The sequence below is a fragment of the Chroococcidiopsis sp. CCALA 051 genome (assembly GCF_003015105.1).
In the GTDB taxonomy this organism is placed as follows: domain Bacteria; phylum Cyanobacteriota; class Cyanobacteriia; order Cyanobacteriales; family Chroococcidiopsidaceae; genus Chroococcidiopsis; species Chroococcidiopsis thermalis.
Genome location: NZ_PYCI01000128.1, coordinates 1 through 19080 on the forward strand (window position 1 = coordinate 1; position 19080 = coordinate 19080).

Annotated in this window: 24 protein-coding genes, 1 tRNA gene and 1 pseudogene; 13 read left to right on the forward strand and 13 right to left on the reverse strand. The window is 44.6% G+C overall.

What is annotated here, in order from left to right:
* Positions 1–148 (forward strand): annotated as a pseudogene (locus C7Y66_RS33540) (Zn peptidase); the annotation flags it as partial.
* 94 nt (positions 149–242) lie between these two features.
* On the opposite strand, the gene C7Y66_RS24125 reads toward C7Y66_RS33540, so the two are convergent.
* Positions 243–869, reverse strand: coding sequence for a hypothetical protein (locus C7Y66_RS24125; protein WP_106547543.1), 627 nt, complete (start codon positions 867–869; stop codon positions 243–245).
* Positions 870–937: 68 nt separating this feature from the next.
* Between C7Y66_RS24125 and C7Y66_RS24130 the strand changes: the two genes are divergently transcribed.
* Positions 938–1456, forward strand: coding sequence for a DUF2141 domain-containing protein (locus C7Y66_RS24130; protein WP_233222831.1), 519 nt, complete (start codon positions 938–940; stop codon positions 1454–1456).
* A gap of 1 nt (position 1457) precedes the next feature.
* Here C7Y66_RS24130 and purQ read toward each other — a convergent pair whose 3' ends face one another.
* Positions 1458–2132 carry a phosphoribosylformylglycinamidine synthase subunit PurQ gene (purQ, locus tag C7Y66_RS24135; protein ID WP_106547545.1) on the reverse strand — a complete coding sequence of 225 codons (675 nt, stop codon included), beginning with the start codon at positions 2130–2132 and terminating at the stop codon, positions 1458–1460.
* A complete protein-coding gene (purS, locus tag C7Y66_RS24140) occupies positions 2129–2410 on the reverse strand; it encodes a phosphoribosylformylglycinamidine synthase subunit PurS (protein WP_041463528.1) in 282 nt (93 codons plus the stop codon). Before purS ends, purQ begins: the two co-directional genes overlap by 4 nt.
* A gap of 143 nt (positions 2411–2553) precedes the next feature.
* Here purS and C7Y66_RS24145 point away from each other — a divergent pair, with 143 nt between their 5' ends.
* Positions 2554–2949, forward strand: a complete 396-nt coding sequence (locus C7Y66_RS24145) for a Fur family transcriptional regulator (RefSeq protein WP_015157115.1) — start codon at positions 2554–2556, stop codon at positions 2947–2949.
* Positions 2950–2979: 30 nt separating this feature from the next.
* Here C7Y66_RS24145 and C7Y66_RS24150 read toward each other — a convergent pair whose 3' ends face one another.
* Entirely contained in the window at positions 2980–3936 is a 957-nt protein-coding gene (locus C7Y66_RS24150) for an SPFH domain-containing protein (RefSeq protein ID WP_015157116.1), read from the reverse strand.
* A 167-nt stretch (positions 3937–4103) separates the two neighbouring features.
* Positions 4104–4538 (reverse strand): NfeD family protein, encoded by a 435-nt coding sequence (locus tag C7Y66_RS24155; RefSeq protein WP_106166717.1) that lies wholly within the window; start codon positions 4536–4538, stop codon positions 4104–4106.
* Positions 4539–4805: 267 nt separating this feature from the next.
* Between C7Y66_RS24155 and C7Y66_RS24160 the strand changes: the two genes are divergently transcribed.
* Positions 4806–5030 (forward strand): ferredoxin-thioredoxin reductase variable chain, encoded by a 225-nt coding sequence (locus C7Y66_RS24160; RefSeq protein ID WP_039715191.1) that lies wholly within the window; start codon positions 4806–4808, stop codon positions 5028–5030.
* A 163-nt stretch (positions 5031–5193) separates the two neighbouring features.
* On the opposite strand, the gene C7Y66_RS24165 is transcribed toward C7Y66_RS24160, so the two are convergent.
* Positions 5194–5718 (reverse strand): hypothetical protein, encoded by a 525-nt coding sequence (locus tag C7Y66_RS24165; RefSeq protein ID WP_015157119.1) that lies wholly within the window; start codon positions 5716–5718, stop codon positions 5194–5196.
* 404 nt (positions 5719–6122) lie between these two features.
* Between C7Y66_RS24165 and hemF the strand changes: the two genes are divergently transcribed.
* Positions 6123–7154, forward strand: a complete 1032-nt coding sequence (hemF, locus tag C7Y66_RS24170) for an oxygen-dependent coproporphyrinogen oxidase (protein WP_106547546.1) — start codon at positions 6123–6125, stop codon at positions 7152–7154.
* Positions 7155–7222: 68 nt separating this feature from the next.
* The gene (locus C7Y66_RS24175; RefSeq protein ID WP_106217353.1) at positions 7223–7546 is read left to right on the forward strand and encodes a hypothetical protein; all 324 of its coding nucleotides are present in this window, start codon (positions 7223–7225) and stop codon (positions 7544–7546) included.
* A gap of 23 nt (positions 7547–7569) precedes the next feature.
* Here the strand turns inward: C7Y66_RS24175 and C7Y66_RS24180 are convergent, their stop codons facing one another.
* Together C7Y66_RS24180 and C7Y66_RS24185 are read right to left on the reverse strand one after the other, a co-directional pair.
* Complete coding sequence (locus C7Y66_RS24180) at positions 7570–8148, reverse strand: chromophore lyase CpcT/CpeT (protein ID WP_106547547.1); 579 nt, start codon at positions 8146–8148, stop codon at positions 7570–7572.
* Between the two features lie 28 nt (positions 8149–8176).
* Positions 8177–8671, reverse strand: coding sequence for a GNAT family N-acetyltransferase (locus tag C7Y66_RS24185; protein ID WP_106547548.1), 495 nt, complete (start codon positions 8669–8671; stop codon positions 8177–8179).
* A 195-nt stretch (positions 8672–8866) separates the two neighbouring features.
* Here C7Y66_RS24185 and psb29 point away from each other — a divergent pair, with 195 nt between their 5' ends.
* Complete coding sequence (gene psb29 / locus C7Y66_RS24190; RefSeq protein ID WP_015157124.1) at positions 8867–9619, forward strand: photosystem II biogenesis protein Psp29; 753 nt, start codon at positions 8867–8869, stop codon at positions 9617–9619.
* Positions 9620–9693: 74 nt separating this feature from the next.
* On the opposite strand, the gene C7Y66_RS24195 is transcribed toward psb29, so the two are convergent.
* The 3 genes from C7Y66_RS24195 to C7Y66_RS24205 form a co-directional block, all read right to left on the reverse strand.
* Positions 9694–10059 (reverse strand): phage holin family protein, encoded by a 366-nt coding sequence (locus C7Y66_RS24195; protein WP_015157125.1) that lies wholly within the window; start codon positions 10057–10059, stop codon positions 9694–9696.
* Between the two features lie 180 nt (positions 10060–10239).
* Positions 10240–10755, reverse strand: coding sequence for a biopolymer transporter ExbD (locus tag C7Y66_RS24200; RefSeq protein WP_015157126.1), 516 nt, complete (start codon positions 10753–10755; stop codon positions 10240–10242).
* An 80-nt stretch (positions 10756–10835) separates the two neighbouring features.
* On the reverse strand, positions 10836–11675 hold the full coding sequence (locus tag C7Y66_RS24205; protein ID WP_015157127.1) for a MotA/TolQ/ExbB proton channel family protein: 840 nt from the start codon (positions 11673–11675) through the stop codon (positions 10836–10838).
* Between the two features lie 240 nt (positions 11676–11915).
* On the opposite strand from C7Y66_RS24205, the gene C7Y66_RS24210 reads away from it, so the two are divergent.
* Both C7Y66_RS24210 and C7Y66_RS24215 read left to right on the forward strand, forming a co-directional pair.
* On the forward strand, positions 11916–12212 hold the full coding sequence (locus tag C7Y66_RS24210) for a YkvA family protein (protein WP_015157128.1): 297 nt from the start codon (positions 11916–11918) through the stop codon (positions 12210–12212).
* Positions 12213–12379: 167 nt separating this feature from the next.
* A complete protein-coding gene (locus C7Y66_RS24215; protein WP_106547549.1) occupies positions 12380–14197 on the forward strand; it encodes an ATP-binding protein in 1818 nt (605 codons plus the stop codon).
* Positions 14198–14261: 64 nt separating this feature from the next.
* Here C7Y66_RS24215 and C7Y66_RS24220 read toward each other — a convergent pair.
* A tRNA-His gene (locus C7Y66_RS24220) sits at positions 14262–14334 on the reverse strand.
* A 118-nt stretch (positions 14335–14452) separates the two neighbouring features.
* On the opposite strand from C7Y66_RS24220, the gene C7Y66_RS24225 reads away from it, so the two are divergent.
* The 4 genes from C7Y66_RS24225 (at position 14453) to cobA (ending at position 18015) form a co-directional block, all read left to right on the forward strand.
* A complete protein-coding gene (locus tag C7Y66_RS24225; protein ID WP_015157130.1) occupies positions 14453–14833 on the forward strand; it encodes a DUF4359 domain-containing protein in 381 nt (126 codons plus the stop codon).
* 439 nt (positions 14834–15272) lie between these two features.
* Positions 15273–15968, forward strand: coding sequence for a manganese catalase family protein (locus tag C7Y66_RS24230; RefSeq protein ID WP_106547550.1), 696 nt, complete (start codon positions 15273–15275; stop codon positions 15966–15968).
* 441 nt (positions 15969–16409) lie between these two features.
* Positions 16410–17204 carry a sirohydrochlorin chelatase gene (locus C7Y66_RS24235; RefSeq protein WP_106547551.1) on the forward strand — a complete coding sequence of 265 codons (795 nt, stop codon included), beginning with the start codon at positions 16410–16412 and terminating at the stop codon, positions 17202–17204.
* A gap of 40 nt (positions 17205–17244) precedes the next feature.
* Complete coding sequence (cobA, locus tag C7Y66_RS24240) at positions 17245–18015, forward strand: uroporphyrinogen-III C-methyltransferase (RefSeq protein ID WP_106547552.1); 771 nt, start codon at positions 17245–17247, stop codon at positions 18013–18015.
* 59 nt (positions 18016–18074) lie between these two features.
* On the opposite strand, the gene C7Y66_RS24245 is transcribed toward cobA, so the two are convergent.
* A partial coding sequence (locus tag C7Y66_RS24245; protein ID WP_370143960.1) for a tetratricopeptide repeat protein occupies positions 18075–19080 on the reverse strand: 1006 nt, incomplete at its 5' end.

A 19080-nucleotide genomic window follows, 5' to 3' on the forward strand; every position in this document is an offset into this window, starting at 1 on the left:
CGATTTAACTAAATGGAAACATCTTTATGCGATGAAAGATGAGCTTGGTGTCACAATTTCTAATTTGACACATCGCCTACAAGAACTTGGTTTAATTTATATTCCCAAAGATTCCAAGCAAATTTATCTTGGTAAAGCTGGATCGTAATTTATTATTCATTTATTTTTATTAAAAAGCGAACTATTCTTGCTTATACTTAAGTTAAAGAATATGCTAGTTATTTCGTAAATTGCTATTAATATCACGCGACTTGTTTAATCCAAATTGCTAATCCACCACCGCGACCGCGAGCTGCGATATAATCTTCAGTAATTAAGAAAAAGGCAAAAAAGGGTAGTTTAGAAATAGGTTGTTCTTCAAAATTTCCGGCTCTTTTACCACTATTAAACTTGCCCTGATAGACTGTACGATTAAATAAACACAGTTGCATTTGGGTGAAGTCAAAAGCAAGTAAATTTTTCTTACCTAAATACCGCGCTGGACCAGTCAGTTTGAATAGTAACGAACCGAATTGAATTTGATTGCCAATTTCTAGCCGTTCTCTTGAGTGAAAGGAAATCTGTGCTGGCGCAATTTGAGGAATGTAAAAGCCATTTCCTTGAGCCACACCATTTTGTAATTTGGCATTACGTGGTGCTGTGAAGTAAAGTCGCCAATCGCCCAAGAGAGATTCGAGGGGGTATACTAAGCGTTGCTGTTTGGCTGCTCTTTCTGCTTGTAATAGGGCGCTAACAACCACTTTAGCAGTAGGGCGATGGTTGCGAAGCAAACCGCCTTCGGCATCGCGATTTCCCGATCGAGCAGCGATCGCCACTTTTGACAGGATCTCAAGATAATCGGGTACAGTTGTAGAGAGTTCGCCCATCATGTGTTTTAAGCTTAGCTCTATTGGCTTGAAGATTACAATATACAATTTGAAAAATTATATCAATATTTATGAAAAATATTAAATGTAGGCGATCGCAAATGAAGATAAAATTTTGCCAAAAGTCTCAAATATTGAAAACTTGTCTGTTACTGTCATTTCTTGGAATTGCGATCGATATTCCTAATAGCAGAGTATATGCTAATAATAACTTGTCTGGCAATTTAACTGTAGAGATTGATGGTTTTAGAAACCGTGAAGGGCAAGCTTGCGTCAGTCTGTTTGCCAGCAGTCAAGGTTTTCCTAATAATAGAAAAAATGTCGTACAGCGTCAGTGTAATAAGATTACTTCTGCTCCCCTGATAGTCAATTTTAGGAATCTCAAAGCTGGAAATTACGCTGTTGCCATTATTCACGATACTAATGGAGATGGTACGCTCAACCGTAACGATATAGGAATGCCAATTGAGGGATATGGATTTTCGAGAAATCCAGAAATTCGTACAGCCGCACCTAAGTTTAACGATGCAGCTGTTTTAATTGCTGGTCCAAATACAAGCGTGCAGGTTCAGTTGAAGTATTTGGATTGAGTTATGCGATCGCAGCGACTCGTTCCAACAATCCCTGAAACAATTTCAAACCATCCGTTCCGCCTAAAATTGGATCGGAAGCACGTTCGGGATGCGGCATCATACCTAAGACGTTACCCTGACGGTTACAAATTCCCGCAATGTTGTTAACAGAGCCGTTGGGATTGTCGCCGGCATAGCGAAACAGAACTTGATTATTTGCCTCAATTTCCGCTAAAGTCTTTTTATCAGCATAAAATCGCCCTTCTCCGTGCGCGATGGGAATAGTCACAACTTCCCCGACTGAGTAGGCTTGCGTCCAGGGTGAATCGTTACGCTCTACTTTTAATTCCACGCGATCGCAAATGAAATGTAAATCGCGATTTCGGACTAAAGCACCAGGTAACAAACCCGCTTCAGTCAAAATCTGAAATCCATTACAAATTCCCAATACAAATTTACCCTGTTGAGCGTGAGCGATCGCTTGCTGCATGATAGGAGAAAACCTGGCGATCGCACCACAACGCAAATAATCCCCGTAGCTGAAACCTCCAGGCACGACGACAACATCGAGATCCGTTAAATCGGTGTCTTCATGCCAAACCATGCGCGTCGGCTGCTTGAGGATGTCGCGAGTCACGTAGGCAACATCGCGATCGCAATTCGAGCCAGGAAAAACTACAATCCCAAACTTCACATCGATGCTCCCATCTCTACAGCAACTTCTTTCAAATCGAAGCGATAATTTTCAATTGTCGGATTAGCCAGGAGGCGATCGCACATCCGATTCAGCTGTTCTGTGGCTGTTTTTTCATCTACTGCCGTCAGTTGCAACTCGATATACTTGCCAATTCTGACATGTTCCACGTTATCGTAACCCATATGACTCAAACCAGACTGGACGGCTGTTCCTGCTGGGTCGAGGACAGAGGGTCGTAGGGTGACATATATGCGAGCTAAATACTTTCGTAACACTTGACTTGATTCCCAATCCCACAAAGGCTATAATAACTCCTTCTGGAGACAGCTTGACGGAATAAACAGTATTCGCTTTGAGCTAGTTTAGAAAGCAAGAGAAGTGCGATCGCCGCTTCAGTCATCAAACTCAGATACTGTCTATGAAAGCCGAGAAAGCTGAACGTACTCGCAGTCAAGAACGAATCTTGCATTTACTAAAAAACTCCAATAAAGCAATATCTGCCCAAGATATTTACGTAGAACTTCGCAATCGCAATCAAAGCATCGGTCTAGCTACAGTTTACCGTGCCTTAGAAGCATTGAAACTCGAAGGAGTCGTGCAGGTTAGAACGCTAGCTTCTGGCGAATCCCTCTACAGTTGCGTTCAGCAAGATAAACATCACCTAACATGCCTGCAATGTGGTAAATCGATTCCGATTCATCAATGTCCCGTCCACGAGTTAGAAAATCAGCTGAATAAATCGCACAAATTCAAAATTTTCTACCACACCCTAGAGTTTTTCGGCTTGTGCGATCGGTGTCAGGTTAGTTTGTAGAGACGTTACATGTAACGTCTCTACAAAGTTTCACTCCCTACTCCCATCCGAGATCATAGAACGCATACCCTCGATCGTCCCAGGAATGCTACGCGGGTCCATGAACATGACTTTGCTGCTGTCGCTGCTGCCAATTTGCTTGCCCATGTCTAAATAATGTTGGGCAATTAAAAATTGTAAAGCTTCAGCGGCATGAGGTTCTGTTTGCAAAATTTTGGCAATAATTTGCAATGCTTCAGAGGTAGCTTGTGCCTGCAAAATTTGTTGTTGGCGTTCGGCTTGCGCCTGCATGATAATCGTCTTCTGTTGCGCCTCGGCTTGCAGAATTGTGGCTTTTTGTTGAGCTTCAGCTTCGAGTACCTGCGCTTCCGCTTTCCCCTTGGCACTGTTAACTGCCGATTCGCGATCGCCTTCAGAAGTCAAAATTGATGCCCGTTTGCGGCGTTCTGCTGCCATTTGCAGTTCCATCGACTCTTGCACCGCTTTGGAAGGAATGATGTCCCTCAATTCCACCCGCGTTACTTTCACGCCCCAAGGATCGGTAGCAATATCTAAATCCTGGAGCAAAATTTCGTTGATTTGCGTTCGTGCCGTAAAGGTTTGATCCAACTCCAGTTGTCCCATTTCCGCCCGAATTTGCGTCAGTACCAAATTCACCATTGCCGATTGGAGATTTTCTACCTTGTACCAGGCTTTTTCCATATCGACAATCCGCCAGTAAACCACAGCATCGACTTCAATTCCCACGTTGTCACGGGTGATGCATTTTTGCGGTGGAATATCTAAAACTTTTTCCCGAATTGTTTCGCGAAAGACAATGCGATCGAGAACGGGAACGACAATATTTAGCCCTGGCTGCAGTTTTTTATGATAACTACCAAATCTCTCTACCAAAGCTTCATTGCCTTGATTGATGATTTTGACGGAGCTAGCTAGGGTAGAACCACCACCTAGCGCTAGTACTATCAGTAAAAATAATTGTTCCATAGCAGTGAGTAGTGAGTAGTGAGTAGTAGGGGCGCACAGCTGTGCGCCCGTACAAAAATTTAGATAGCGCGTCCGTACAAAAATTCAGATAGCGCGCCCGTACAAAAATTCAGATAGCGCGTCCGTACAAAAATTTAGATAGCGCGCCCGTACAAGCAGTATTAGTCTTAATGATGAATCAGGCTTTCTGGCATCACGATCAACGTAGTTCCCTCTCGACTGACAACATAGACTTTTTGTTGTGGCAGTATGCTGAGCTTTTCGTCAGCACATTTTGCCCGCCAAGAATTCCCTTCATATAACACCCGTCCCTCTTTACCCGCAGTAATTTCGGTTAAAGTCTCCGCTACTGTAGCATCTCGAATTTTTGAATGTCGTTGTGGTGCTGGGATTAAGCGTCGCGACAGAAAGACAAAAGCTGTAGATAAGGCAAGCCATACGACGACTTGCAAGCCTAGATGAGGCAAAATTGGCACTGCTATAGCTACGACAACGGCACTAACTCCCATTGCGAAGCTCACAAAGGCTGTAGGTAGCACGAGTTCGATCGCACAAAGAGCGATACCGATAAGCAACCACAGCCAGACAAGATTGATTGACATTTTTTACATTTTGCGCTGTCTATTTTAATTTTTACTCTTTTTTACCACTGACTGTCACTTAGAAGTCGTAAGTCGTAAGTCAGAATTAACTGGTCACTGGTTACTGGTTACTGGTCACTGCTCCCTACTCCCTGCTCCCTGATAACTGATAACTGAAACTTAGGGGACGAAATTATGCAAAGATAAAAGATTGTGACAAGTAAGCACTGATATAGAGGACGAGCAGTGGTGCAAGTCTGTGGAGAGGAAACACTAGGTTCAAAGGTTATGAAAGTTGGCGATCGCGTTCGTGTTAAAGAATCCGTTATCGTATACCATCACCCAGAACACCGCAACCAACCCTTTGACATTAAAGGTTTGGAAGGAGATGTGCTGGGTATTGTCAATGAGTGGCATGGCAGACCTGTAAGTGCCAACTTACCTGTTTACGTGCAGTTTAGTAAAAAGTTCAAAGCACATTTACGGGAGAATGAAGTCGAACCCATATCGTAGAAAAGCACCAATTTGGTGCTTTTCTACAAATAATGGCTGCGGCGAAACCAACTTCTGAATGTTGAGTTCGCCCTGCATTTGTGGCAGTTCTTGGCAATGTCTCGATATGACAGTGTTTGCGTCTTAAACGCTCGTGACTCCTCAGCTATTACCCATTCCTCTTTCAAAAATCAAAACAGCTATTCTTAAAAGGTTTTGGCTTTCCTGATAAGGCTGAGTTAGCAGCTTGTTCGGCGGCTTTGGCTAAAGCTGCTGCAACTTGTTCGGCGCGGTGACGAGTCAACGACCAAATCAGCGGAGATAGCCAGCCATCTAAAGTAACGGAATAAGAGACGCACGTACCGCAAACGGTAGATTCGACTTTGTAGGTAATATGTTCTTCCACTCCTGGGATAGCAAGCACGCGCACGCGCAATAATTCTCTAGGGCATACGCTTTCAACAAAGATCCGAATTGGGAAGGGTCCCATCCGGGTGACGGCTTCAAAGATTAATCCCGGCTTCGGAACTAAGCCGTAGGGTACGTTAGTTTTGGTCAGTAACGGATGCCATGAAACGTCTGCTAAGTCAACTACCTTTTGCCATAATTCATCTACCGAAGCCGAGCTAATTTGTCTATAAGTACGTACTAAAGAACACTGAACGCGACGACCCTTGCGCTGAATTAATTTTGATATGTAGCGTCGCATTTTCTTCTTCCTCCTTTTGCCTGTTGAGCTTAGCAGGCATTCTGACTTCGGCGGCAACCAAGGCAAGTATTGATGATTATTTTGGGCAAACTTTCTCTAGAATACTCAATTAGAGTTTAGTATTTCACTGAAGATTTTCGCTTCGCTGTATTATGGGGTGTTAATTTGAGGGACAATATGTTCAGTGGTCTATTATCTGTATTGACTCAACGGATAATGTTAAGTCATTTGCAATTGATGCGATCGCAGTTTGAAATATGACTCGATTGTGACTGAGTGATGTAAAGCATTTTTAAGTTTTGCCAGTTAAGTATTGCTTTCGCTGCTTAAAGCTTTCAGACTTACACAAAATTGTAGATGTTCCTTGCCACAAAATAAAAATTTAACAGAATTTTATTGACAACATGACGACTGCTTCTACAGCTCAACCAACTTCCTCCCAACCCCTACCCCCAACTGACGCGAAAGAACGAGTCAGCCAGTGGATGAAACAGATACAAGATAAGATTTGTCAAGCTCTCGAATCAGCTGATGGTGCGGGTAAATTTCAGCAAGACGAGTGGGAACGGGAAGAAGGCGGCGGCGGGCGATCGCGTGTCCTGCGCGAAGGTAATGTATTAGAACAGGGAGGAGTCAATTTCTCCGAGGTTTGGGGTTCCCATTTACCGCCGTCGATTTTAACTCAACGCCCAGAGGCAGCAGGACATAAATTTTACGCCACGGGTACTTCAATGGTGTTACATCCCCGTAACCCTTACATCCCGACAGTTCACCTGAATTACCGCTATTTTGAGGCTGGTCCCGTTTGGTGGTTTGGAGGTGGGATAGATTTAACCCCCTATTATCCATTTGCTGAAGATGCAGCTCATTTCCACAAAACACTGAAGCAGGCTTGCGATAATCATCATCCAGAATACTACCCAGTCTTTAAGCGCTGGTGCGACGAGTATTTCTATTTGAAACACCGTCAAGAGACTCGCGGTGTCGGCGGAATCTTTTTTGACTACCAAGATGGTAGGGAGGGACAGTTATATCGCGGACCCCATTCTGATAGTCCGGCGGCTGTTTATAGCAACCAACTAGGTAATCAACCCCCTCGTAAATGGGAAGAAATCTTTGCTTTCGTGTGCGACTGCGGCGAGGCGTTTTTACCATCCTATTTACCCATTGTCGATCGCCGTAAGAATATAGAATATGGCGATCGCGAACGCAATTTCCAACTCTATCGACGCGGACGTTACGTAGAATTTAACTTAGTCTACGACCGAGGCACGATTTTCGGGTTACAGACCAACGGACGCACGGAATCAATTTTGATGTCTCTCCCTCCCTTGGTACGCTGGGAATACGGTTACACGCCAGAACCCAACACCCCCGAAGCCGAGTTGTACGACACATTCCTCAAACCTCAAGATTGGGCGAATTGGAATCCTTAAGCAAATATGAGTTGTAGAGACATTACATGTAACGTCTCTACAACTCATCAAACATTTAGCAGAAAGCTATGTCTGAATCATTGCAATACATCACGAACCAAGAGGGCGAACAAGTCGGTGTACTTCTAGATATGGAAACTTACCGTAGACTAGTTTCTCTTCCATCTGATGCAGAAATTTTATCAGGATTAAGTCTAGATGAACTACCAGCCTTAGCAGATAGTATGCTAGCTCCTACCGCACAAACTCAACTAAGTGAATTACTGGCTCGAAATGCCGAAAATCAGCTTTGTACTGAGGAAATAGCAGTTCTAGATCGTTTGTTAACGCAGGTTGACCAGCTTAACATTCTCAAAACACGAGCTAGATACACTCTAAATTTACATTCATAGTCAGGACAGAAAACTCTAAAAATTTACTTTTTGCGGAAACGATACGCACCCATAATCGCGCCCCACTTAGCTGAACCTGTATTCATATCTATGCCTTTGTCATAACTTAAAAACTCTTCTGGGGTGGCTTCAAAACCAAGATTGACTTGTTGAGTATTACCTTGATAAGTAAAGCAGCACTTTGCATCTGGCGGGATTACGGCTTTGAAATGGTAGCTATTGGAACCTAGTTGTTGCCAAGTCACAATTAATAAACAACCAGGTAATAACTCAAAATCGTCGGGAGTAAATTGTTGCAATCTCTCAGAATTTGCCCCAGCACCGCGCACGGCAGTAAAGTCTTTAGGTATGTAGTACTGTACTTGAATTTGTCCATCCTCACGCGCCTGCATTCGCATCAATCGCGGACGATAGGGTTTATCTAAATACAAAGCATTGGCTTGTTCGGCAAATAGGGTAATGCTGTCTGCTTGAAATAGGGGGACGGGTTTTTGCCACAGCCTTAAGTGGACGAACCAAGCAGGATCGGCGATCGCCTGGGCTTTATTCTCAAATTCACCTGCCATATAATCGGCGAGGGCAATTAATTCGGTTGGTATCATAAGAAATTCAAAAGTTAAAAGTCAAAAGTTAAAAATTACCAGATTGCTGAAAGTATTCCTGCTCCAAAATCGACATTACCACTTGAGAAGCATACTTATCTTGCTGCTTCACGACTTCTCTTAGCAATCCTTCCTCGCGAAAACCTACCGATTGATATACGTGTCTGGCGCGGTGGTTATCCTCAAACACATCTAACCAGAACCGATGAGCTTTGTATTCCTGAAAAACCCAATCTAAAAGCAAACGTAGTGCCTGCTTACCATAGCCTTGTCCTGGCTTTGCCATAACGATGCGTACCAAGCAAATATTGCCATGAGGTGATGTAAGACCAGATAAAATTGCATACCCGATCGCATCTTCAATTTCATCATTTTGGAAGATGAAATATTGACAATCTTGTGAACTCATGTATTGCTGATGTTGCTCTCGACTAGAGGAAAAAATAAAGTTTTGAAATTCTGCTCTAGCTTCCTGAGCCAGAAAAAAATCAATATCTTCAGAACGTGCAGTTCGCGATCGCATTCAGTTATCAGTTATCAGTTATCAGTTATCAGAAAGAGCAGGAAGAGTGGTGAGTGTTGTTACTTCCGACTCCCGACTCCCAATTCCCGACTCCCAATTTTCATAGTAAATCGTTGAGACCGATCGGCTTTGGCTTGGCAAAAGTCACGTTAAAGCGAGACAATAATCTAATAAGTCTTCCCGCTATGTTTAATTGTGAATAACCTGCGTACTGTCTCCGATACCAAGCGAAATTTCTACAATCAACACACCCGCCCGATTAACACGATCTATCGGCGGGTGGTAGAAGAACTAATGGTAGAAATGCATTTACTCTCAGTCAATGCTGATTTTCGCTATGACCCCATCTACGCTCTAGGTGTCGTTACGGCATTTGAGCGGTTTATGCAGGGCTACCAGCCAGAACGGGATAAAGAACCGATTTTTGAGGCGCTGTGTCAGTCCATCGAAGATAATCCCCAGAGATACCGCCAAGATGCCGATCGCCTGCGTCAACTCCTTCAAAACGTCTCGGCGCAACAACTGTTCGACTGGATCGACGGTAAAGCTTCCCTGCAAGGTGCAGAAGATTTGCAAGCACAAATGCAGGCGATCGCCCAGAACTCCAAGTTCAAATACAGTCGCCTATTTGCGATTGGTGTCTTTACCCTGTTAGAACTAGCAGATGCGGAACTTGTCAAAGATGAGAAGCAGCGAGTGGAAGCGCTCAAGCAAGTCGCAACCGCTTTGCACGTACCGGAAGATAAGCTGAACAAAGATTTAGAGCTATACCGCTCTAACCTCGATAAAATCGAGCAAGCGCTGATTACAATGGCAGATATCCTTTCAGCCGATCGCCGAAAGCGCCAACAACGCCTGCAAGAAAAAGAAGCTGGTGTTGCTACCAGCAACGGTGATAGCGGTTCTGCTTCTGGCTCGTCCCAGGATAAAACTCCGTCTGGTTCCTAGTCATGTAGTACAAACGTCTGTAGGGGCGCACGTCCGTGCGCCCCTACAAATCAAATATGCAAACAAGGTCAATTCTAATAAGCTGGAGCTACAAAGGCATAAATCAGATGGCTGACAACGGAAAGCGCCAGCGCCCCCAGTAGAACGCTCCAAATTCCTGCTCGGAGGCGGAAACCTTGGACTACAGAAGCTGCAATCCCAAGGGCGATCGCCGAAATCGCAAAGGTGACAAATCCCGATAATAAACCGAACGTGAGCAAATTAGGGATAAAAAATAGCGCTCTTAAAATTGGATTAACAACAGCAGCGACTACCCCTAGTACAGCTGCCGAAAGATATGCTTTAGCGGGGCTATCTACTTCCACACCAACTGGAAGTTTGCTGACAATCAAAAGACTAGAAGCACTTACTAACCAAGCAATTAATAAGTCGATTAGCATACCTACAACTCCTTGAGTTTGAGATTGAGAATAACTCGCTTATAGGAGTAGGCTAGCGAATCGAACTACTAGAATTCATCTATAAATTGACAGAAAACAAGCTGTATCCTACTGCTTTTCTATCTCCTTTGCGATCTACCGTTAGGAAATTGTCTTCGTACTACTTGGAGTTCATGGCGATTAGGGTGCGATCGGCGCAGTAGAATTCAAACGGGGGTCGGTGTTAGGATTAATTGGAGCCAAGGGCGTAAGATCTGGCGATGATAGATTAGAACCAGATGGTAAATCGGGGGAGCCAGGAGTCGTGGCTAAAGCAACGCGATCGCCTCCAATTTGCCGCATGACATCTAATAGCTGAATCACATCGTTGTAGCTCGACGACCGCGAAGCATTTAAAATAATTGTCCCGAGGGGATTAGCTTGAGTGTAAGCTTTGAGCGTTTGTGTCAGCTTATCTATTTGTACTGGCTCTTTCTCGACATAAAGCTGTCCGTCTTTGAGAGTTACAATCAACCGCGATTGGAACATTGGCGCTGTACCAGTACTCGCCTTGGGTAACTGAATTTCAATCGCCTGCTGGCGTGTAAATTGCAGTGCTGCCAAGAGAAAAAACGTCAAAATGCAAAAAATGACATCAATTAAAGGAATAATTTGAACTTGAACTTCTTCAATTGGTGAGTGCAGGTTGATTTTCATGAGATTGCTAGCTTTAACAGATGAAAATTACGACACGAATTACTCTTGCTTTTGACTTTTGACTTTTCACTTTTGACTTCCTAGACCTCTGGTGCAGCAGAATCTTCTCGCTGACTGGGAGATTGCGGCGGAACGCCGTAACCAGGATTTATGTTTGTTTGCGGATTTATTGGTGGTTCGGGATTAACAGCCCTTCTATTACCTAAGTCAAAGCTAAAACGCCGATCGGAACCGCGTCCAGGGATAACTTCTGGTGTTGTCATGGCAGAAGCAGGAGGAGCAGTGGGAGAATCTTGCAGGTTAACCCAATACTGACGGTATAGTAATTCTAATTCGCTACCTGCACGGCGAAATACTTTAATTTGGTTTACAGCAAATCCTTGAAACAGGCGATAAAAAACCAAACTGACGATCGCCACAATCAATCCTGTTGCCGTACTGATCAAAGATTCACCAATACCTGTGGTCACGCCAGCAGAAGCAGCCGAACTGATTTGTCCTAACGTAATCGAACCCAACGATTGAATCAGTCCCAGTACTGTTCCCAACAATCCTAGCAGGGGCGAAAGCGCGATCGCTGCTTCTAAAATCTTCTCCCCTTGGCGCATGGAGGCAATTTCATCTTCTGCGGTTGACTCTAGTGCCAGCCGAAATACTTCCGGATCGGGTGTAGACAAACGTAACGGTGCGTATAAGAACCTACCCGCAGGCTGATAGGAAAATTTTCTAGCTAATTCTGTAGCACTTTGCCAATTTTGTTGAGCCGCATCTAGAACGCGCTCGACAATTTCCCGTTCTTGAGAAAAAATCTTAAACCAAAACCCCAGCCGCTCGACGATCACGCTCAAAGCTAAAATAGACAGTGCTAGAAGGGGCCACATGGCGGGTCCGCCTTTGCGGAAAATATCTATAACATCCACTGTTGTTCCATTCCTCCTTTGATTCTTTCGGCACAGCATACCACTGGATCGGATTGCTGCCCACTGATAAGCAATTTAATTTTAAGCGTCTTAACTGTTAATCTCGTGTTTTGTCACCCATCGCGAGAGCGAAAAGATCGCGATCGCTTTATCGTATCTTCCCAACTTTTGAGCGACGGTTTTTCCCACCTCTATAAGCTAAGTTATTTGTCAAGATAAAAGAGAGCTGGAGGTACATAAATGAACTTTTCAATCCAATCTGTTTACGGCTGGTATCGTAACACTCTCCGCAATCCTAAATACCGTTGGTGGATAATTCTCGGTACGGCATTGTATTTCCTGATGCCATTTGATATTGCTCCCGACTTCTTGCCGATTGTTGGACAATTGGATGATGTCTTTTTATTGACGCTATTGGTATCAGAAGTTTCCCAAATGGCGATCGAAGGCTACAAAACCCGTAAAGGTAAAAGCACGGCTAACGCCACCGATACCACTGGTAGTACAGTCGATGTAGATGCAGTATCTGTAAAGTAACAGTAACAAAAATTTAATATAATCTAACCAATTGTCCTTCCTCTGTCGTACCTGACGGCTCTTTGGGGAAGGATATATTTTTGCTTGTTTAAAAAAGAAATATGCGATCGCCAAAGCCGAACATTAGCTTGATACCATAAAAAGAAAAACTTTCTATAAAGCTTTCTATGCAGGCGTTTTGGCACAATTTTTTTGGTTCGAGTTCATTTATCCCCCACGGACATTGTTATCTTTGGCAACCAGGGTTAGTTTGGCTGCACATCTTATCTGATGCGTGTATCGCATTTGCCTATTATTCAATTCCATTTACATTAGTTTATTTCGTCCAAAAGCGAAAAGACTTGCCATTTAACTGGATTTTTTGGCTATTTGGGGCTTTTATTATCGCTTGCGGCACGACTCACCTAATGGAGATATGGACTTTATGGCATCCTACCTATTGGCTCTCAGGCACGCTTAAAGCGATCGCAGCATTAATTTCTCTCTATACTGCTCTAGAGCTAATGCCATTAGTGCCGCAGCTACTGGCTCTACCCAGCCCCGCACAGCTAGAAGTAGCAAACCAAGAATTACGCAGTCAAATTATCGAACGAGAACGCGCAGAATCGCAAATTCGGGTTTTAAACGCCCAACTCGAACAACGAGTCACAGAGCGGACGGCAGAACTAGAAATAGCAAATAAATTAAAAGATGAATTGCTCGTCCGCGCTCAAACAGCACGGGCTGAGGCTGAGACAGCAAACCGGATGAAGGACAATTTTCTTGCTATCATTTCTCACGAGTTACGCACGCCACTCAATCCGATTCTCGGTTGGTGCAACTTGCTGATGAGCCGCAAATTCGATCGAAGTCGCATTGATAGCGCGATCGCCACGATCGATCGCAACGCTAGGCTCCAGGTACAACTCATTGACGATTTGCTAGATGTCTCCTCGATTCTGCAAGGGAAATTAAGCTTGAATGTCTCTCCAGTCAATTTAGCTTCCGTTATTACAGCAGCATTAGAAACTGTCCGCCTAGCAGCTGAAGCAAAATCAATTCAGGTGGTAACTCGGCTTGATGCGAATGTAGGAGAAATCGAAGGCGATCCGACGCGCTTGCAGCAAGTGATGTGGAATTTACTGTCTAACGCCATTAAGTTCACTCCTCAGGGAGGACGGGTAGAAATTTCGCTGCAACGAGTGGAAGAGGAAGCAACTACCAATTCAAAATTCAAAATTCAAAATTCAAAATTAGATCGCGCACCACGCACTAACTATGCCCAAATTCAGCTCGCTGACACGGGAAAAGGTATTAGTGCCGATTTTATTCCTTACATATTCGATTACTTTCGACAGGAAAGCAGTGCCACAACCAGAAAGTTCGGTGGGTTGGGATTGGGATTGGCGATCGTGCGTAATATTGTCGAAATGCATGGTGGTAACGTCGCGGTAGCTAGTCTTGGTGAAGGACGGGGTTCTACATTTACTGTCAAGATTCCACTGCTAGGAAAAACTGAGGAAACTGCCACGCCTGTAGCAGCTACAAGAGAATTTCCGGTTCTCGACTCCGGTGTAACGGCGTACTGCCGATCGCCCCTACCGGCTCCCCTCGCTGGCGTACAGGTTTTAGTCGTTGACGACGATGCTGATTCGCGAGATTTTGTGACTTTCTTGTTGGCAGAGGCAGGAGCTACTGTTACCGCAGTTAGCTCAGCTGTTGCTGCTTTAGAAGTGTTTACATCGCAGATAGATATCTTAATCAGCGATATTGGAATGCCTGGTATGGATGGTTACATGCTGATGCAGCAAATTAGAGCTTTGTCACTAGGGCAAGGAGGCAAGATTCCAGCAATCGCGCTAACTGCCTACGCGGGAGAATGCGATCGGCAAAAAGCGTTATCAGCAGGCTTTCAAAAGCATATTGCTAAGCCCATCGAACCAGAGCAATTAATCGAAGCGGTTACCCTTGCACTCCAGGGAGTAAATTCTATGAATAGAGTATAGTTATGCGCGATCGCGATCGATGCTTTCAATCAAAATTTACCATCAGGGCAAAATTTGTCATCAGGGCGAACGATGGGACTCGAACCCACGAGTGGAGGAACCACAATCCTCTGCCTTAACCACTTGGCTACGCTCGCCATTGTATATACCAGTATACTATCTTATCAGCTATTTCTCAATATCGATCGGCACTGGAACCGAGCTAACCTACATTTAGTCCAGCAACAGAGTCAGAAGTAACATAAGATATGCAGCATGAAGCGATCGACAAGTATTAGTTATATAGGATTAGCAGTTCTTGGCGGGCTGGGAGTGGTAATGGCATTGACTAATCCCGATCGCTCTGCCTACGAGATTTATGCTGGCGAACGGTTAGGAACTTACATCAAGGATGAAGTTTGCCCGCAAGCGCCGAACATCTTCGGTCTGGCTTTGCAGCAAAATTGTAGTGACTTAGTTGATTCTAGTTCTCCTGTTATCCAACGTATTGTAGCTAATAACACCAAGCGACAAAACTTTCTTTTATTCAGCATCTATACTACCGATCTTGCCGTTGGTGGCGTAATTCCGTCATATCGGTTTCAAACGGTCGGTGCAATGCAAAACTTTTTTACCTACTCTGCCCAGAAGCAGTAGTTAATCAAAAGTCAAAAGTCGTAGGGGCGAGTTTTGACCGAAAAATTACGGATTTTGGCTGTCAGTTTATTGGCTAACCTCGCCCGTACAAAAGCCACATTAGTAGGGTGGGCATCGCCCACATGACTATCAAAATGAAATTCTAACTAGTCATGCGTGACTTTATTAATCATGGGGTACGACTTACGACTTACGACTTATAAAAACTCTTTCCTCAGACGCACTCGCCACTGTGGTTGCTGGGTTTAGACTGGTCTTGGTGGATGTAACACCAGTAATTTTAGCCTGTAGTCATGGCGATCGCAGATTTTACAAAAAACTAAATCAAATCTCAGTTGTTATGAATTTTTTGTGACAAGGAGATTTCGTCACCGAGAGAGCCAAGTTTTTTCAGGAAGAGCGATCGCTAATTGTGAAAATCTGAGAGAGGAGAATTTGCATGTTTTTTCATAAAAAAGAACCAATTCACGTTGTAAACATTAAAGAACCAAATCCTCGCTTTGCTCAACTTTTGCTAGAACAATTTGGTGGTGCAACAGGCGAACTTTCTGCGGCTCTACAATACTGGGTACAGTCTTTTCATGTAGAAAACGCCGGGATTCGCGATATGCTGCAAGATATCGCGATCGAGGAATTCGGTCACTTAGAAATGGTGGGCAAAATGATTGAAGCTCACACTAAAAATGTAGACCAAACCGATGCATATAAAAGTACTTTGTTTGCCGTGCGTGGGATGGGTCCTCACTTTTTAGACAGCCAGGGGAATGCTTGGACGGCTAGTTATCTCAATGAAGGTGGCGATGTCGTGCGGGACTTGCGGGCTAATATTGCTGCGGAAGCTGGAGCAAGACAAACTTACGAAGAATTAATTAAGCTGTCAACTGATGAGGGTACAAAGAATGCTTTAGTGCATTTGCTAACACGGGAAATTTCCCATACGCAGATGTTTATGAAAGCTCTAGATTCTATGGGCAAGCTGACCGAACCTTTCTTTGGTAATATTCAGCCTGACGAAACAGTTGATATTTACTACAATCTGTCTACCAACGGTACGCAGGACGAACGCGGTCCTTGGAACTCAGAACCATCATTCCGCTATATTGCCGACCCAGTGAATGAAGTGACTAAAGGCTAGGAATTCAGGTTAGAGACAACGTAGGTTCGTAACTCTAGTTTGATAATACAATCAATGCAATATAAGTTAGTGGATGTTAAATCTACTAACTTATTTTTATCGCAAGACTTCACGAGCGATCGAACTTTTCGTTATAACTGCCATTAGTCATTGGTCATCGCTCGTTTGTTCCACGACAAGCAGGCTAGAAATGTTTTCTGATTATAAATCTTAAGACTCAAGCAGAAATGCTATATTTGTAGAATTGTAAAGACGCAAAAAGTAGGTAGGGTTCGTTAGAAGGCGATCGCGGCGAAAATCAAAAAACGTCTTGCGATCTGTTCGTAACCAAAATAATAGCAGCAATTGATACAGAAAATCTTATCTTAAAGCCATTTGCTAGATAAATCACACAATCGAGTCACGCTCAAATTCTCAAATTGTCAAACTCCTAATCTATCGATGCGCTCCGCCTATCTACTGGTATCTCACGGCAGTCGAGATCCGCGCCCACAAGTGGCGCTGGAACGCTTGGCATGGCTTTTGCAAGGGAGCAGGGAGCAATTACCAAGTCACAAGTCACAAGTCACAAGTCGTAAGCCGCAATTAATTCCGAATTCCGAATTCCGAATTCCGAATTCTTCCCCAGCCCCTCTAATAGGTACTGCTTGTTTAGAGCTAAGCCAGAAGCCACTGCACCAGCAAATTGCAGAGTTTAGCGATCGCGCCTTGTCTTGCGGATATCAGCAAGTGCAGATCGTGCCTTTGTTTCTCTTGCCGGGAGTCCATGTTATGGAAGATATTCCAGCAGAAGTGGAGCAGGCGCGACAAGCCTTGAAAGTTAAGGTAAAGCTGGAATTACGCCCTCATTTAGGTTCCCATACTGGCTTAGCAAGGCTGTTGCAACAGCAGCTAGACCGGACGCAGGCAGAGCAAACAATCTTGCTCGCACATGGAAGTCGGCGTAAGGGTTCTGAGCATCATGTAGAAGCGATCGCCCAACAAATAAGTGCTGTAACGGCATATTGGTCGGTTGCTCCCAGTTTAGACGCACGAGTGCAAGAGTTGGTACTCGCAGGATGGCGACGAATTGCGATCCTCCCGTATTTCTTGTTTGCCGGAGGGATTACCGATGCGATCGCGGAAGTTGTAGGACAATTACAACAACAGTTTCCCGCGATCGAATTTTGTCTGATGCAGCCACTAGGGGCAACTCAGGAATTAGCAGATCTAATTTGGGATGCGATCGAGACGTAGATTTATTGACATATCAACTGCCAAAACGCCAAGGAAGAGAATGAACGAGTTCGTGGGTAAAGTCTACTTAGTGGGTGCGGGTCCAGGTGACCCTGGTTTATTTACACTCAAAGGTAAGGCATTGTTGGAATGTGCCGATGTTGTGGTTTACGATGCCCTCGTAAGTCCGGCAATTCTAGGCATGATTAACCCCTTGGCAGAAAAAATCAATGCAGGAAAGCGGCGGGGAAAGCATTCGTTGGTGCAGGAAGATACGACCCAGTTATTGATCGAAAAGGCACGAGATCATGCAGTGGTGGTGCGATTAAAAGGGGGCGATCCATTTATCTTCGGGCGTGGCGGCGAAGAGATGGAAGATTTGGTAGCAGCTGGGGTGTCAGTGGAAGTCGTGCCTGGTATTACTTCCGGTATTGCAGCTCCAGCGTATGCAGGTATCCCATTAACCCATAGAGATTATAGTTCTTCAGTCACGTTTGTTACGGGTCACGAAGCAGCAGGCAAGTATCGCCCCAAAGTCAATTGGGCAGCTGTAGCCCAAGGTTCGGAGACGATCGCAATTTATATGGGAGTCCACAATTTACCTTATATTATCGAGCAGCTATGCGAGGCAGGGTTAAGTGCAGATACACCAGTAGCTCTAGTACGTTGGGGAACTCGACCGGAACAAGAAGAATTGATCGGTACTTTAGCAACAATTGTGGCGCAAGTAGAAACTACCTGTTTTAGCGCCCCTGCGATCGCCGTTATCGGTAAAGTAGTAAACCTGCACGGTGTATTGGCAGGCTGTCGCCCTGCTTTAGTATCAAGCTAGACATGCCCCGCGATAGAAAGACAAGGGAGACAAGGGAGACAAGGAGGACAAGGGAGAAATTACCACGCGCTCCTCTGTTTGCCAATGTACGACTTATGACTTACGACTACTCTATAGTCTTGCCAAGCTTGGACGAGATTGCCTTGCATCAGAGCAGCAATTCCATGTAGGGCATGTAATTCTGGAATGTTGGAGTTGAGTGCTAAAGCAGGTTTGAGGGCAGTTTGGGCGGCGGCTCCATTCCAGTTATATAAATGGACAAAGGCAAGGTAGGCATAGGCATAGGGATTTTGCGCATCTAGCTGCGTCACTCGTTCCAAAGCCGCGATCGCACCTTGTACTTTTTGCTGTAATATTTGAGCTAACGTCAGAGCGTAAGCCCAGTCGAGATTTTGTGGCTCCTGTTTCAGCCTGTACTCCATTGCCAATTGTACCTGTACTAAATAGTCTTGGATCGGGTCGTATTGATTAATCCGCCCCACTTCCGCAAAGACACGATCTAATGCCTTAATTCCTTGAGGTAAGGTTGCTGCTAAAAGTCGTTCTTGCGTAACTAAATCTAATTCCGGTGCAGGTGTGGCTGTAGCCCCAGGGTCAATTTGTAAAGCTACTGGTGGTACGGTGATGGGATAAGTTTCACCTGTATTGCGGTTGAGATATGTCGCCTCCAAAGTGTAAATTCCCGCAGATAGATCGGATGGAGGCATCATTGCTGAATGTTCTGTTACAAAATTGGTAATTGGTAATTGGTAATTGGTAATTGGTAATTGGTAGTTGGTAGTTGGTAGTTGCTCTGTTGCTACTAAAAGACCAAGACCAAGACCGCGATCGTGGATCCAGCGATCGCTTTGTTTGTCACTATCCTGATTTTTCCATGTGAGTAACACAATACCAGGTTGCAACTGCTCCCACGTCCCAGACCACTCATAAGTCACCGGAATCGGCTTTCCGGGCGGTGCTACTGACGGTACTGTAACTCTTGATAGTGTTATGTGAGTGGTTAGTTGTTGGTTGTTGGTTGTTGGTGACAGAGTGGTGTGTGGTGTGTGGTGCGTGGTGCGTGTT